Origin of the sequence: Streptomyces sp. NRRL S-118, from assembly GCF_000716335.1 — a bacterium.
Taxonomy (GTDB): domain Bacteria; phylum Actinomycetota; class Actinomycetes; order Streptomycetales; family Streptomycetaceae; genus Streptomyces.
On the sequence record NZ_KL591022.1, the window covers coordinates 21664 to 35433 of the forward strand.

A 13770-nucleotide genomic window follows, 5' to 3' on the forward strand; every position below is an offset into this window, starting at 1 on the left:
CGGCTCCGGCTCCGGCTCCGGCTCCGGAGACTAACGCGGTGATGGACGCGTTCCGGGGCCCGACACCCGGTGCCCGACACCCGGTGCCGGAACCGGTGCCGGGACGGGTTGTCAGTGGCGTGTGCCAAGGTGACCGGCATGATGGCGAACACGGTGAGCGCCGGGGACGGGGAGGAGTCCGTCCGCGCGCGAGCGCAGCAGGTCGGCGGGGGTGGGTCGGACGGGTACCGGGACACGGATTCCGCACCCCCGCCCGACCTGGAGGAGGACGAGCAGGAAGAACTCCACGAGTACGTATGGACGGTGCTGACCGGGGGGTACGCCACGCGCGCCCAGCTGGAGGAACTGGCCCGGGAATACCTGGTGTCGGGCGACCACCGACCCGTCTCGACGGCCCAGGCGCGGCAGTTGGTCGACCGGATGTGGCGCGAGCGCGCGGCGGAGCAGGCCGCATGGGAGGGCGAGACCGACCCCGAACGCCTGAGCAGGGCGTTCGCGGTCCTGGAAGCGGCGGGGATCACCGCCCGGGAGAACTTCACCTGCTGCCGCACCTGCGGCACCGCGGAGATACGCGGCGCGGGGGCCGCAGACGCCCGCGGCTTCGTCTACTTCCACTCCCAGGGCACGGAATCGGCAGCAGCGGGCCATGGGCTGATGCTGCTGTACGGCGGCTTCGACGGTACGCCCGGGACGACGGCGGCCGTCGGGAGGGAGGTCGTCACGGCCCTGACGGAAGCCGGACTGTCCACCGTGTGGGACGGGGACCCGGGCCGCGCCATCGTGGTCACACCGCTCGACTGGCGCAAGCGGCTCACCGGCTGACCCGCGTCCCACCGCGTGCCCTGGCCCGGGAGGGGGTGGCCAGGACACGGGGAGGGACGCGGGTCGGGCCGGCGGCGGACGGGTCAGGCCGCCGCCGGCGGACGGACGCAGGGCTCAGCCCACGGTGCCCCGCAGGTACTCGACGAGCGCCTGGCCGGGGCGCAGGGCGGCCGTGCCGTCCTCGGGGTGGAAGCTGCCGAAGCCCAGCAGGGTGACCGTCCGGCCGTCCTTGAGGGCGTCGGCGATCGCACCCGACTGCTCCACCGTGCCGAACAGCGCGTCGATGACGCGTCCGGCCTCCTCGACCGTCGTGGTGCTCCCGTGCTGCGCGACCTTGCGCGTGACGGCTTCTGCCAGCGCCGACCTGTCCATGCTGGTGCCCCTCCTGCCTCTCCTGGTGGCGCCGGACACCGGCGCACGTCGCTCCTTCGTCGGACGCTACCGAGAGGCAGGAACTACGCATCCGCGCCACGCTGCGAAGCAGCCCGTTCGGCACGGCGACGATGACGGCGACGGCGGGGCAACGGCGACGGCGGGGCGGAGGTGAGGCGACGGTGAGGCGTCTGCGGGAGGGGAATCGGCCCTGCCGGCGCCCGGCGCCCGGCCAGGCGTACGGGCCGCACGCGCCGAACCGGGGCCGCGCGAGGGCGGGAGCCGGCGCCGCGCCGCGCCGAGCCGCCCGCGCCACAGGGCGAAGAGGCGTCCGCGTCCTGTCGCTTGCCCCTGCACGCCCACCGCTCCTGGCCCGCCAGCGGGCGGGGCGCCACCCGGCGGAGGTGGGATGATCCCGGCCCTGCGGGATGTGGGGGACGTGCGCCCACTGGCGTGGCACGACGTGTCGGACCCGTCCCTGACGGAGACGTACGACCTCGGGCGGCTTTCCTGGAACCCGGAGGAGCACGACTTCGCCGACGCCCACGTCCTCGACGCCACGCGCCTCCTGGTCACCTCCGACCAGGTGCCCCGCGAGGGGCCGCTGGGACACACCCACCGGCTGCCGGACGCCCCGGCGCTGCGCCCGCTCGGGCGGCTGCCCTACCCCGTACCGGTGCGCGGCGACGTCGTGCCCCTCGCCGACGGCACCTGGCTCACCTGCGACAAAGCGGCCCCGCACCACTGGCCGGCCGGCTGATCCCCGCCGCCGCGGCGGCCGGCGGCCGATTGTCAGTGGGGCCTTCTACTGTTCAGGAAGTGGGACCCGCGGAACACACCGCAGGGCCTGAACCGGGGAGAGGTCTGTCATGTCGAAGACGTATCTGGAGCTGTCACAGGACGGCGGCGGTGCGCACAAGTTCTACGAAGTCACCGTCCAGGGACAGGTGGTGACCGTGCGGTACGGGCGGATCGGCGCCGCCGGGCAGACGCAGACGTCGACCTTCCCCACCGCCGAGAAGGCCCAGGCCGCGGCCGCCAAGAAGATAGGGGAGAAGGTGCGCAAGGGGTACGCGCCCGCGGTGCAGGGGCAGCGCGCGCCGCGCGCGGTGACCCGGCGTCAGGTGGCGTCGGCGCCGTCGACCGCGCGGGCCGTCGCTCCCGTGCTGTGGCGGTTCCGCACGGGCTCCTCGGCGTTCGGCATCCACATCGACGACGAGCGCTGCTGGGTGGGCAACCAGGCGGGCGACGTCTACACCCTCGGTCACGGCGGCGAGGTCCTCGCCCGCTACCAGCTTCCGGACGGCGTCAAGTGCCTGGTCGCCGACGACTTCTGGATCTACGCGGGCTGCGACGACGGCCGGGTCTACGACCTGTCGTCGAAGCTCCCCTTCGCGGCGTACGACATCGCGGCCGACGTCGACATCTTCTGGCTCGACATCCACGAGGGCGTGCTGAACGTCGCGGACCGCGCCGGCCGGCTCACCGTCATCGACCACGAGGACGAGCACCAGTGGGCCCGCGGGGGCCGCGGCGAGCACGCCTGGATGGTACGGGCCGACGACCGCGCCGTCTACCACGGGCACAACCGGGGCGTGACGGCCCACACCCGCGACGGGAGTGCCGAGCTGTGGCACACGCCCACCCAGGGCGGCGTGCTCTTCGGCTGGCAGGAGGACGACGCCGTGTACGCGGGCACGGCGCACCGGGTGGTCCAGCGGCTGTCGAAGGCGACGGGCACCATCGAGGCGACGTACGGCTGCGACAGCGCGGTGTACTCGTGCGCCACGTCCCCCGGCGGACAGTACGTGTTCGCAGGCGACTCCTCGTCGTCGGTGTACTGCTTCGACCGGTACGGCACGCGGCTGTGGAAGCTCGGTACGGGCGGTGGTTCGGCGCTGTCGATGCAGTACCGGGACGAGCGGCTGTACCTGGTCACCACGGACGGCTCCCTGGTGTGCGTCGACGCGAGCGAGGCGGCGATCGCGGCGGCCCAGCAGGGCACGGTGCCCGTCGCCCGCGACGTGAAGCTCGCCGCGACCCTGCCCACGTACGCGCCGGCCACCGCGGTCGCCTCGGTGACGACCGTGACGACGGCGCCCGCTGGCTCGGTGGTCGTGGAATGCGTGCAGGAAGGCGGCCGGACGCGGGTCCACGTGGTGTCGGACGGCTACGACCGGTCGTGGAACGTGCAGTTCCCGCGGGCGATACGCGAGCCGGGCGTGCGGTACGTCGTCGACGCGCTGCACCCGGCGTCGGGCGGCTTCTACCGGGTCCGCGGCGACATCAGGAGGCTCCAGTGACCGCCGGGGGGTTCGAGGCCGCCACGGGGGACGGTCCGCCGCCCGCGCCGGGCACCGAGGAGCGCCGCGCCGCCGAAGTGCGCGTCGCGTGGGACGGGATGCTGCAGATCCGGCGGCTGACCTCTGCCGGCACCGGTACCGGAACCGGCACAGGTACCGGTTCCGGTGGCGGCGACCCGCGGGCCGTCCCCGCCGCATGGGAGCTGAACCGGCCCGTCCGCGCGGTCGCGCTGGCGCTGGAAGCGGCCGGGATCCCACCGTCGGCGGTCGGCGCGGACGGCCGGCGCGTCGCCACGGGGTACCGGGTCGCGCCGGGGGAGCGGCCAGGGACGGTACGGGTCGAGTGGCTCGGCCCGCCCGGCGGCGGAGCCGCGCAGGAAGAGGAGGGCAGGCTGTCCGAGTGCGCCCGGGTGCTGGACGGGCTCGGCTGGGAGGCGTTGCTGTACCGCGGACCGCGCAAGCGGCGCTTCCTGGAGGTCGAGGCGGTCCGCGGTACCGGATGACGCCGTCGGGCGGCGCCGGCGCCTCAGGCGATCGACGCCGAGATGATGGCGGACACCGCGATGTTGCAGGACGCCGTCACCCACACGGCCGGGTGCGGCTCGGGCTCCACCAGCGTCGCACCCAGCTTGCCCGGGGTGACCAGATCCACCACGAGGAACGCCAGGGCCATCATCACCAGCCCCAGCAGCCCGAACGCCGCAGTGGAGACCAGCCCCTTGCCGAAGTTGTCGTAGGTCGTCCAGATGGAGGTGAACACGATGCCGCCGATACCCAGCAGGGCCGAGCTCAGCAGCACGGCGGCATTGCGATTGCGCTGTTCCCAGATCTGCCGGCCGAGCTTCCCAGGCGTCAGTACGTCCACCAGGACGATGCCGAGGATCAGCAGGACCACGCCCAGGGCGCCGTAGGCGGTGGCGCGGCCGAGTCCGTTGACGATGTCGCTCATGGGGGTGCCGGCTCCGTATCGTGAAGAGATCGTGGGTGATCGAGGTCGAGGAGACGCCAAAATCTAGCGCACCAGTTCGGCCTCGTGACCCGGACGGCCCAGCAAACCGGTCCCTTCGGGTTACCCGGTGCCCACAGTGGAGGAGTAGGCCTCCACCGCACGCCCCCGGGAGTACCCATGGACCGCACCGCACGACGTGACCTCGGCCTGCTCCTGCTGAGGGTGGGCACCGGATCCGTACTCGCCGCGCACGGCGCCCAGAAGCTGTTCGGCTGGTTCGGCGGCGGGGGCATCGCAGGAACGTCCCAGGCCATGGAAGCCATGGGCTTCCGCCCCGGCAAGCACAGCGCCATCGCCGCCGGACTCGGCGAGGCGGGCGGCGGAACCCTGCTGATGCTGGGACTCGCCACGCCCGCCGCCGGTGCCGTCGCGGCCGGAGCGATGGCCGGTGCCGTGGCGGTGCACGCACCGGCCGGCTTCTTCAACCAGTCGGGCGGATTCGAGTACCCGGCCTTCCTCGGGTTCACCGCCGCTGCCATCGGCCTGGCCGGCGCCGGGCGCTACTCCCTCGACCAGGTCACCTGCCACCGCGTCGACCAGCCCTGGACCCTGGCGGCCGCCTTCGTCGGCAGCGCACTGGCCGCGGCGGCGGTCATCGGCAAACGCGTCATCGACCAGGCGGGCGAGGACGGCGGGAACGGCGGCGAGGGCGGCGGCGGAGATGACCGGTGAGGAGAGCAGCGCCGACGGCACTGCGACCGGCCGTCCGGGTTGCCGGTCAGGGTTTGCGGCCCACCCCGCAGTAGGCGTCGACGTCCGGCACGCCGTCCGGTGCACCGGCGGCCGGACGCCACCGCGTCACCGGGACGATGCCCGGCTCCACCACGTCCAGCCCCGCGAAGAAACCGGCGATCTCCTCGACACTGCGGACGTGGTACGGGACGGCCCCACTGGCGTTGTACGCCTCCGAAACCGCCACCATGCCCTCGCTGGTGGCGGTGCTGTCGCCGATCACCAGGTGGCTGCCGGACGGCAGGGCGGCCATCAGCCGCGACACCAGCCGCCACGCCTCCTCGTAATCCGCCACGTGACCCAGGGGGCGTCGGGGTCTGACACGGGAAGCGATCTCCTGAGAAGGGCGTACGGCTGACGGACCATCAATCCGGATCAACCGGCAGCGCTCCATGCGTTCCGGTGGCCCCGCTCCCCGCCGTCCGCGCCACGGCCGGATTTTCACCGGCCTCGCGGCGACGACGGGGCGTGCATGGACTGCGCCGGAGCGGGCAACCGGTTTCCCTCGGACTGGGAGGCGCCATGACCATGACGGAGCAGTCGGCCGAGTCGAAGACGGTGCACCGCAAGAAGGTGCACGCCGCTTGCGACTCGTGTGCGGGAAGAGCCGGGGCGGGACCCGACGAGGAACGGCCCGAAAGCGCACGTGAGCGGGTCAACCGCCGGTGGAACGAGATCCTCCAGGAAACGCGGGTCGCGCAGACCGGTGTGCAGATCCTCTTCGGCTTCCTGCTCAGCGTGGCGTTCACCCCCCTCTTCCGGGACCTGGGCACCTTCGACCGGGTCGTCTACGTCCTCACGGTGGTCCTGGGCGCGTCGGCCACGGGATCGCTGATAGCGCCCGTCTCCATCCACCGGTTCCTCTCCGGCCAGCGCATGAAGGCCGATGTGGTGGCGGCCGCCGGCCGGCTCATGATGTGCGGCATGGTGCTCCTGGCCCTGACCATCGGCTGCACCCTCCTGCTCATCCTCCACGTGGTGGTGCCGAACCTGCTGGCCGAGGCACTCGTCGGCGGCGTGATGCTGTGGTTCGCCCTGTGCTGGTACGCGCTGCCGCTGTGGCTGCGCCGCCGCGCCGCCCGCCGCCCCGGCCCGGGGCCGGGCCCCGATCCCGACGAGGCGTGAACCACCCGCGGCCGGGCACTCGCCAGCCGTCCGACGCCTCCGCACGGATGAGGAGCCCCGTCCCTGGTCGCCACCGGTGCCCTGGACCCCACGCCGCTGACGCCCCGCCGGCACGGGAGCCGCCACGACCGCCGGCACGGACGAGCGATCAGCCGTAGGGGCAGAGAGAAACGGAGTACCGATGGCCAGCATGAAGGTGTCCGACCACGTCCTGCAGCGGCTGCGGGAGTGGGGCGTGGAGCACGTCTTCGCCTACGCGGGCGACGGCATCAACGGGCTGCTCGCCGCGTGGGGCCGCGCCGACAACCAGCCCAGGTTCATCCAGGCCCGCCACGAGGAGATGTCCGCGTTCCAGGCGGTGGGGTACGCCAAGTTCTCCGGCAAGGTCGGTGTCTGCGCGGCCACCTCCGGGCCGGGCGCGATCCACCTGCTCAACGGGCTGTACGACGCGAAGCTGGACCACGTCCCGGTCGTCGCGCTGGTGGGACAGACCGACCGCAGTGCCATGGGCGGCTCGTACCAGCAGGAAGTGGACCTGCAGAACCTGTACAAGGACGTCGCCTCCGACTTCTGCGAGACGGCGACGGTCCCCGAGCAGTTGCCCAACCTCATCGACCGGGCCATCCGCACCGCCTGTGCGAAGCGCACGGTCACGGCGGTCATCCTCCCCGCCGACGTCCAGGAGCTCGACTACAGCCCGCCGACGCACGCGTTCAAGATGGTGCCCTCCAGCCTGGGGCTCGGGCAGTACGCGCCGGTGCCGGCCGACGCGGACCTCGAACGTGCCGCGGAGGTGCTCAACGCGGGCGAGAAGGTGGCCGTCCTGATCGGTCAGGGGGCCCGCGGTGCCCGGGCGGAGGTCGAACGGCTGGCGGACGTGCTGGGAGCCGGCGTGGCGAAGGCGCTGCTCGGCAAGGACGCGCTGCCCGACGACCTGCCCTACGTCACCGGCGCGATCGGCCTGCTCGGCACCCGCCCGTCCTGGGAGCTCATGCAGGAGTGCGACACCCTGCTGGTGATCGGATCGAGCTTCCCCTACACGCAGTTCCTGCCCGAACTGGACCAGGCGCGGGCCGTGCAGATCGACATCGACCCGCACATGATCGGGCTGCGCTACCCCTTCGAGGTCAACCTTGTCGGCGACGCCCGGGAGACCCTCCAACGCCTTCTGCCGCGCCTGCACCGCAAGGAGAGCCGCGCCTGGCGGGAGAAGGTCGAGAAGGACGTCACCCGCTGGTGGGAGGTCATGGAGCGGCGAGCCGCCGTGGACGCCGACCCCATCAACCCCGAGTACGTGGTGCACACCCTGGACGCCCTGCTGCCCGACGACGCCGTCATCACCGCCGACTCCGGCTCCGCCGCCAACTGGTACGCCCGCCACCTGCGTCTGCGCGGCCGGATGCGCGGCTCCCTGTCGGGCACCCTGGCGACGATGGGGCCGGGCGTGCCGTACGCCATCGGCGCGAAGTTCGCCCACCCCGACCGTCCGGCCATCGCCCTGGTCGGCGACGGCGCGATGCAGATGAACGGCATGATGGAGATGGTGACCGCGGCGAAGTACTGGCGCGAGTGGTCCGATCCGCGTCTGATCGTGGCCGTCCTGAACAACCGCGACCTCAACCAGGTCACCTGGGAGATGCGGGCGATGACCGGCGCCCCGCAGTTCGAGGAGTCGCAGCACCTGCCCGACGTGCCGTACGCGGACATCGCCGAGCGCATCGGCCTGGCGGGCGTACGGGTCGAGAAGCCCAAGCACGTGGAGTCGGCGTGGAAGCAGGCGCTCGCCGCCGAACGCCCCTTCGTGATCGACTTCCGCACCGACCCGGCCGTCCCGCCCATCCCGCCGCACGCCTCGCTGGACCAGATCCAGGCGGCGGCCTCCGCGATCGTGCACGGCGACAGCGACCGCGGAGCGATGATCAAGCAGGGGCTCAAGGCGAAGGTGCAGGAGTTCCTGCCGGGCGGCAGGCGCCGCGGCGGCGACGAGATCTGACGCACGCCGCCCCTGCGGCTCCGTCACGACGGCAGGCGCTCCACGACCGCACGTCGTGGAGCGCCTGTTCACGCGTCACCCGCCGGTCGGCGAGGTCGGTCCACCGGGGCGGGGCGCCCGGTCAGGACGGCTTCCCGCGCCCCGTCAGAGCGTCCCGCAGCCGGTCGACCAGCCCGGTGCCCGGTGCCAGCAGCTTGTTGGCGGGCGGAGTGTCGGGAGCCGCCGGATGCGGACGCGTCGGCGCGGTCTTCTTCGCCCTGCGGACCTTCTCCCCGAGCTCCATCAGCACCTCCTCGGTCGCGGCGGCACGCAGCCGCGGGAAGAGGTGGTCCTCCTCGTCGCGGACGTGGGAGCGGATCTCCGCCATCAGCACACCGATGAGCCGGTCGAACTCGGGATCACGCGCCTCCGTCTTCTCGAGCAGGTTCATGGCCCGCTCGGCCGCGGAGTGGTCCTGGATCTCCTTGTCGGCGATCGCGTCGCCGTCGGGCAGGTACGCGCGCACGGCGGGGTAGAGGTGCTCCTCCTCGGCGACCGAGTGCCGCACCAGTTCGATGACGGCCTGCTCGGCGTACACCTTGCGCTGCTCGTCACCGGAGGGCAGCGCCTCGATGCGGCCGAAGAGCTCCTCGACCTCCTTGTGGTCGGCGGTCAGTTCCGCGATGACGTCGCCACCATGGCCCATGGCATGTCCTTCCATCGTTCGGGGGGTGAGGAAAATGCCCTGTTCGTGTAACCGGGACCGGTTCGGCACAAACGACCTTCCTTCGCACCCCCCGGCGCATCGGTGCCGCGGCTCGGACGAGGGGGCGTCCCATGGATCGGTACATCCGCGCCGTGCTCCTTCCGGCCGCCGAACCGCCGCACGTGCGGCCCCCACACCCCGCTCCGGCGGCGCGGAACGAGAACACCGCGCGCGACAGCGTGCCCGGTACCGGCAGCACCACCGCTTTTCCTGTCCGACGGCCGCGGGCGGGGCCGTCGGAAGGCACCGGCGGCCCGGACCGACCGGGACCGTCTCCCCACGCCCCGTCACGCGGAGGCGCGCGTCGAGCCTCCTCCAGCCATGCCGGGGACGGGGCATGCCGCGACGACACCCCTGCCGGCGCCGCGCCGAACGACACCGCCTTCGCAGCTCGCTCCGGCTTCGCCCCGCACCCCGCCCACCGCACATCGGGTCCCGGGCCCGATACCCGCAAGCACGGGGCAGCTCGCCGCTGGCTCCGAGCGGTTCGGGCCGCGGCTGTCGCGCACACGCGGTCGCGGTCGCCGTGGGTCCCCCCGCACGGCGGGCCCCTCTTCCTGATCCGGGGCGTCATGCTCGGCGTGGCGGCCCGCCGACGCCTGCGCCTCGGCGCCCGCGCTGCGGGTGCTGCGGCAGGCCCGGGTGATCCGCACACCGCCGCCGAAAGCGTCCCGGTTGATCGCTCCCGGCTCAGGGTTCCCCTGTTTCAGCTGATCGGGATAGCGTGTCGACTGCTCGACCGCCCCGCTGCGCGGGTCATCCAGGCACGGTGACAGCAGGGCTGTTCGGTGAAACCCAAAGGCTCGGGAGTGGCAGTGCTGTTGGAACGCACGGAGGTGCAGACCTTCCTGGCTCTGGCCGAGGAGCTGCACTTCGGCCGGGTCGCCGAGCAGCTCGGCCTGACGACCGGCCGGATCAGCCAGACCATCAAGAAGCTGGAACGGCGGATCGGCGCGCCGCTGTTCGAGCGCACCACCCGCCAGGTCAGCTTGACCCCGCTGGGCCGCGACCTGGCCACGGACCTGGCTCCGCTGGTGCAGGGCATGGACGAGGCGGTCCGCCGGGCGGTCGCCCGAGCGCGAGGGACCACCGGTGTGTTGCGGGCCGGATTCCTGGGCGCAGCGGCTGGGCAGCTCCTCCTCAAGGCCCTCGAGCTGTTCACCGTCCGCCACCCCGACTGCGGGACGACCATCCACGAGTGCCAGGTCCATGACGCCATGACGCGGTTGCGCGGTGGAGAGCTGGATGTCCTCTTCACCGCCTTCCCCGTTTCCCAGGTGGTTGCCGGGCCGGTCCTGCTGTCGGAGGCCCGAGTCCTGGCGGTGCCGGCCGGATCGTCGTGGGCAGCGCATGCGTCGGTATCGGTCGAAGTCCTCGCCGAGCAACCGGTGATCCAGTTGCCGCACGACATGCCCCAAGAGCTGCGCCACGAACGCACGCCCACGCACACGCCCGCCGGCAGGCCCGTGCCACGCGGCCCGACGGCTGCCACCTTCCCCGAGGTCCTGGCTCTGGTCGCCGCAGGCGAGGGCGTCTTCCCGGTCGGCGAGCACGCCCGGCAGTTCTACCCACGCCCGGACGTCGCCTACGTGGCCTTCAACGACGCCGCACCCGTCCAGTGGGGCCCGGTCTGGCTGGAGAGCAACGTCAGCACTCGTTTGCGCGCGTTCGTCCAAGCCGCGGCTGACGCCAACACCTGACTCCACCCTCACCTCGGTATGGATCAGAAGATCACAGGGCGGACGACGTGGGGCAGGGGTCGGCACCTGCGGAAGAACCGGCGGGTCCCGGCGGCGAATCGGCTCCGGCCATCGCTGCGGAGCGGCAGGGGTGGGCCCTTGAGCGCTCGGCCCAGCGGACGGCGGGCTCCATGGTGATCCCCGCCGCGGCGAAGAGAACACCGAGCAGGAGCCAGCCGGCAGCGCCCCAGCCCAGGAGCAAGGTGGTCAGGACCAGAGGACCGAGCATCCTGGCCACGGCCTGCCCAGTGCCGAAGAAGCCCTGGTACTGCCCCTGCTTGTCGGCGGGAGCCAACCCGAAGCTGATCTCCCAGGCGCCCGGGGCGAGCATCATCTCGCCGAGGACTTGCAGACCTGCCGCCGCCAGGAGGATCAGTCCGGCCGTCCAGGCGGAGGACCCGAACGCGGAGAGGGAGAAGACGGCACACGCGGCGCACATGACGAGGCCCGCGTGCCGTACGGCCCGTGAGGCGCTCCTGAGACCTTTCACCCGCCGCGCGACCCGGACCTGGAAGGCGACCACGCTGAGGGTGTTGAGCACCAGCAGTGCGGAGACCGTCCAGGCCGGCGCCCGGGTCTGCTGCACGATCCACAGCGGGATCACCAGGCTGATCAACGGCATGTAGAACAGCATGACCGCATTGATCACGGTGACGACCGCGTACGGGCGGTCACGCAGGACCGCGAGCCGCGGCTCCCCCGGTGTCGCCTTCGTCGAGGTGACGACGGGCAGGCGGCTCAGGACGAGCGCCGCGGTCAGGAAGCTCACGGAGTCCATCACGAAGACTGCCAGGTACGCCTCGCGTGTGTCGGACTGCAGGGCGAGCCCGCCGAGTGCGGCGCCGACGGCCAAGCCCGCGTTCGTCGTCGACTGCAGGAAGGCACGCACCTGGGTGCGCCTGGCCTGCTCCACCAGCCCGGCCAGCAGCGCCTGCCGGGCCGCCGTCAGCCCGCACTGGCAACTCGCGTAGAGCACGGCGGCCACTGCGAACAGCGGGAAGGAGCGGACGAACAGGAACGAGGCCACCGCGATCGCGGTGGCCATCGCCAGCAGGACGGCGGTGCCGCGGGGGCCGCGCCGGTCGGCCAGGTCGCCCAGGGGAACCCCGACCACCGAACCGACCGCCCAGCCCAGCGTCAGGCCGAAGCCGATCTGGGCAGGGGGTAGGCCCACGATCCTGGCGAAGTAGAGAGCGGACGTGACGTAGTAGGCGCCGTCCCCGATCGAGTTCATCAGCTGGGCCAGTGCCAGCACGCGCGGAGGCTTCACGCGTTCTCCTGTCTCCTTCAGCGCCGTGGGCGACCGATTCAGCATGTGCTCCGGATGCAGATGTTGAAGAGCTCTTCAGGGGCGTCCCTCATGACGTTGTGGCCGGAGCGGACGGCGTGGACCTGCCAGGAGGGGTCGGTCAGCAGACGCCGGTAGAGGGGCTCGAACGGGGAGGGCGTGTCCCAGCCGGTGGCGTGGACGTAGTGCTTGCGAGCGAACGCCGACAGATCGTTGCGCAGGCGGACGGCCTGGAGGAGGGAGGCCAGGGGATGGGGCGAGGCGCGCGGGTCCAAGAAGGGCAGGGGGGCGCTGGAATGGCCGGTCCGGGCAGTGCCGTGGATGTACCAGGCCCGTTCCTGTTCGGTGACCAGGGACCAGCATGAGTCACCGTCCTGGGGCACCATGGCATCGACGTAGACCAGACCGCTCACCCGGTCGGGTACCCGGTCGGCGACTCCGGTGATGACCATGCCGCCGTAGCTGTGGCCGACCAGGACGGCGTCGGTGATCTGCTGGTCCTCCAGCAGGTTCAGCACGTCCTGCTGGTGGGTGTCGAGGTTGACGCTGCCGGTCAGCAGGTGCTTGCGCTCACCGAGCCCCGTCAGGGTGAGGGCGTGGGCATCGTGACCGTGCGCGCGTAGGCGTCGGGCCAGCGGCTGGAAGGTCCAAGCACCGTGCCAGGCGCCGGGGACCAGGACGAAGGTCGCCATCAGGCCCGCCCCACGGTCAGGACGATCTTTCCGCGGGTGCGGCCGCTCTGGGCCAGCTCGTGCGCTCGGGCCGCTTGCTCCAAGGGGAGGCAGGTGGCGATCTCGGGGATCAGTCGGCCGGCCTCGACGAGCGAGACGAGCTGCCGCAGTCCCTCCTGGTCGGCTTCGACGATCATGAACTGGGCGCGCAGCCCGAGTGGCCGCGCCACGTGGGCGAGTGCCGCTTCGGCAGGGGACGCGAGCGAGACGACGATCCCGTGCGGGCGCAAGGTCTTCAGCGAGCGCGGCCCGTACTCGCCTCCGATCGTGTCGATGACGACGTCGACATCGTGAACTGCGGAGGTGAAGTCGGTCCGGGTGTAGTCGATGACCTCTTCGGCACCCAGGCTGCGCACGAAAGCGTGGTTGGCCGATCGGGCGGTGCCGATGACGTAGGCACCGCGTGCCTTGGCGATTTGGACGGCCAGATGCCCGACTCCGCCCGCCGCTGCATGGATCAGCACCCGCTGTCCGGGGCGGACATCGGCGGTGTCGACCAGCGCCTGCCATCCCGTGAGACCGGCCAGGGGCAAGGCGGCGGCTTGGGCATGGGAGATCTCGGACGGCTTGCGCACCAGATGCCGAGCCGGGGAGGTGACGTACTCGGCGTAGCCACCCGCGGGCTGCGGATGGCGCGGCATGCCGAACACCTCGTCTCCTGGCGCAAGGGTCGTGACACCCGCTCCGACGGCCTCTACCACGCCCGACACGTCCCAGCCCAGCCTGATGGGAGCGCCGCCACCTGCCAGTCCGGCGCTGGAACGGTGCCAGGCGTCGGTCGGGTTGACCCCTGCCGCCACCACCCGCACGAGCACCTCGGCGGGCCCCGCCTGAGGCCGTACCGCCTCCACGATCTTCAACACCTCGGGGCCGCCGAAAACGTCCTGGCCGATCGCCCGCATCATTGTGGT

13 protein-coding genes and 2 pseudogenes are annotated in these 13770 nt (G+C 72.1%); 8 read left to right on the forward strand and 7 right to left on the reverse strand.

Features of this window, described 5'->3' with window-relative positions; translation table 11 throughout:
- Nucleotides 1-246 precede the first annotated feature (246 nt).
- Nucleotides 247-822: pseudogene (locus IH00_RS0128670) on the forward strand (DUF6891 domain-containing protein); the annotation flags it as partial.
- Nucleotides 823-936: 114 nt separating this feature from the next.
- Here IH00_RS0128670 and IH00_RS0128675 read toward each other — a convergent pair.
- Entirely contained in the window at nucleotides 937-1194 is a 258-nt protein-coding gene (locus IH00_RS0128675) for an HU family DNA-binding protein (protein WP_031078620.1), read from the reverse strand.
- A gap of 409 nt (nucleotides 1195-1603) precedes the next feature.
- On the opposite strand from IH00_RS0128675, the gene IH00_RS0128680 reads away from it, so the two are divergent.
- The 3 genes from IH00_RS0128680 to IH00_RS0128690 all read left to right on the forward strand — a co-directional run bounded on the left by IH00_RS0128680 (nucleotide 1604) and on the right by IH00_RS0128690 (nucleotide 4000).
- Nucleotides 1604-1954, forward strand: coding sequence for a hypothetical protein (locus tag IH00_RS0128680; protein ID WP_031078621.1), 351 nt, complete (start codon nucleotides 1604-1606; stop codon nucleotides 1952-1954).
- A 109-nt stretch (nucleotides 1955-2063) separates the two neighbouring features.
- Nucleotides 2064-3497, forward strand: coding sequence for a WGR domain-containing protein (locus tag IH00_RS0128685; protein WP_031078624.1), 1434 nt, complete (start codon nucleotides 2064-2066; stop codon nucleotides 3495-3497).
- Entirely contained in the window at nucleotides 3494-4000 is a 507-nt protein-coding gene (locus IH00_RS0128690; protein ID WP_031078625.1) for a hypothetical protein, read from the forward strand. The genes IH00_RS0128685 and IH00_RS0128690 overlap by 4 nt, the downstream gene beginning before the upstream one ends.
- A 23-nt stretch (nucleotides 4001-4023) precedes the next feature.
- On the opposite strand, the gene IH00_RS0128695 is transcribed toward IH00_RS0128690, so the two are convergent.
- Nucleotides 4024-4446: a DUF350 domain-containing protein gene (locus IH00_RS0128695; protein WP_031078627.1), complete on the reverse strand. Its 423-nt coding sequence runs from the start codon at nucleotides 4444-4446 to the stop codon at nucleotides 4024-4026.
- A 177-nt stretch (nucleotides 4447-4623) separates the two neighbouring features.
- Here IH00_RS0128695 and IH00_RS0128700 point away from each other — a divergent pair, with 177 nt between their 5' ends.
- Nucleotides 4624-5178 carry a DoxX family membrane protein gene (locus tag IH00_RS0128700; RefSeq protein ID WP_031078630.1) on the forward strand — a complete coding sequence of 185 codons (555 nt, stop codon included), beginning with the start codon at nucleotides 4624-4626 and terminating at the stop codon, nucleotides 5176-5178.
- Between the two features lie 46 nt (nucleotides 5179-5224).
- On the opposite strand, the pseudogene IH00_RS0128705 reads toward IH00_RS0128700, so the two are convergent.
- A pseudogene (locus IH00_RS0128705) lies at nucleotides 5225-5542 on the reverse strand (SAM-dependent methyltransferase); the annotation flags it as partial.
- A gap of 218 nt (nucleotides 5543-5760) precedes the next feature.
- Between IH00_RS0128705 and IH00_RS0128710 the strand changes: the two are divergent.
- A complete protein-coding gene (locus IH00_RS0128710) occupies nucleotides 5761-6363 on the forward strand; it encodes a DUF6328 family protein (RefSeq protein WP_031078633.1) in 603 nt (200 codons plus the stop codon).
- Nucleotides 6364-6553: 190 nt separating this feature from the next.
- Entirely contained in the window at nucleotides 6554-8356 is a 1803-nt protein-coding gene (locus IH00_RS0128715) for a thiamine pyrophosphate-requiring protein (RefSeq protein ID WP_031078635.1), read from the forward strand.
- Nucleotides 8357-8477: 121 nt separating this feature from the next.
- Here the strand turns inward: IH00_RS0128715 and IH00_RS0128720 are convergent, their stop codons facing one another.
- Nucleotides 8478-9041 (reverse strand): hemerythrin domain-containing protein, encoded by a 564-nt coding sequence (locus tag IH00_RS0128720; RefSeq protein WP_031078637.1) that lies wholly within the window; start codon nucleotides 9039-9041, stop codon nucleotides 8478-8480.
- Nucleotides 9042-9910: 869 nt separating this feature from the next.
- Here IH00_RS0128720 and IH00_RS0128725 point away from each other — a divergent pair.
- The gene (locus IH00_RS0128725) at nucleotides 9911-10801 is read left to right on the forward strand and encodes a LysR family transcriptional regulator (protein ID WP_234334991.1); all 891 of its coding nucleotides are present in this window, start codon (nucleotides 9911-9913) and stop codon (nucleotides 10799-10801) included.
- 31 nt (nucleotides 10802-10832) lie between these two features.
- Here IH00_RS0128725 and IH00_RS0128730 read toward each other — a convergent pair whose 3' ends face one another.
- Genes IH00_RS0128730 through IH00_RS0128740 form a run of 3 tightly spaced genes read right to left on the reverse strand, consistent with a single transcriptional unit; the run spans nucleotide 10833 to nucleotide 13761 of the window.
- Nucleotides 10833-12155 carry an MFS transporter gene (locus IH00_RS0128730; protein WP_052411698.1) on the reverse strand — a complete coding sequence of 441 codons (1323 nt, stop codon included), beginning with the start codon at nucleotides 12153-12155 and terminating at the stop codon, nucleotides 10833-10835.
- Entirely contained in the window at nucleotides 12149-12820 is a 672-nt protein-coding gene (locus IH00_RS0128735) for an alpha/beta fold hydrolase (protein ID WP_031078644.1), read from the reverse strand. The genes IH00_RS0128730 and IH00_RS0128735 overlap by 7 nt, the downstream gene beginning before the upstream one ends.
- On the reverse strand, nucleotides 12820-13761 hold the full coding sequence (locus IH00_RS0128740) for an NADP-dependent oxidoreductase (protein WP_031078645.1): 942 nt from the start codon (nucleotides 13759-13761) through the stop codon (nucleotides 12820-12822). The genes IH00_RS0128735 and IH00_RS0128740 overlap by 1 nt, the downstream gene beginning before the upstream one ends.
- Nucleotides 13762-13770: the final 9 nt, after the last annotated feature.

Bases quoted from the DNA above. Each gene is read 5' to 3' on its own strand.
- IH00_RS0128715 (WP_031078635.1), top strand. From the start codon at position 6,554: ATGAAGGTGTCCGACCACGTCCTGCAGCGGCTGCGGGAGTGGGGCGTG.
- IH00_RS0128685 (WP_031078624.1), top strand. From the start codon at position 2,064: ATGTCGAAGACGTATCTGGAGCTGTCACAGGACGGCGGCGGTGCGCAC.
- IH00_RS0128695 (WP_031078627.1), bottom strand. From the start codon at position 4,446: ATGAGCGACATCGTCAACGGACTCGGCCGCGCCACCGCCTACGGCGCC.
- IH00_RS0128680 (WP_031078621.1), top strand. From the start codon at position 1,604: ATGATCCCGGCCCTGCGGGATGTGGGGGACGTGCGCCCACTGGCGTGG.
- IH00_RS0128675 (WP_031078620.1), bottom strand. From the start codon at position 1,194: ATGGACAGGTCGGCGCTGGCAGAAGCCGTCACGCGCAAGGTCGCGCAG.
- IH00_RS0128710 (WP_031078633.1), top strand. From the start codon at position 5,761: ATGACCATGACGGAGCAGTCGGCCGAGTCGAAGACGGTGCACCGCAAG.
- IH00_RS0128700 (WP_031078630.1), top strand. From the start codon at position 4,624: ATGGACCGCACCGCACGACGTGACCTCGGCCTGCTCCTGCTGAGGGTG.
- IH00_RS0128730 (WP_052411698.1), bottom strand. From the start codon at position 12,155: ATGCTGAATCGGTCGCCCACGGCGCTGAAGGAGACAGGAGAACGCGTG.
- IH00_RS0128735 (WP_031078644.1), bottom strand. From the start codon at position 12,820: ATGGCGACCTTCGTCCTGGTCCCCGGCGCCTGGCACGGTGCTTGGACC.
- IH00_RS0128720 (WP_031078637.1), bottom strand. From the start codon at position 9,041: ATGGGCCATGGTGGCGACGTCATCGCGGAACTGACCGCCGACCACAAG.
- IH00_RS0128740 (WP_031078645.1), bottom strand. From the start codon at position 13,761: ATGCGGGCGATCGGCCAGGACGTTTTCGGCGGCCCCGAGGTGTTGAAG.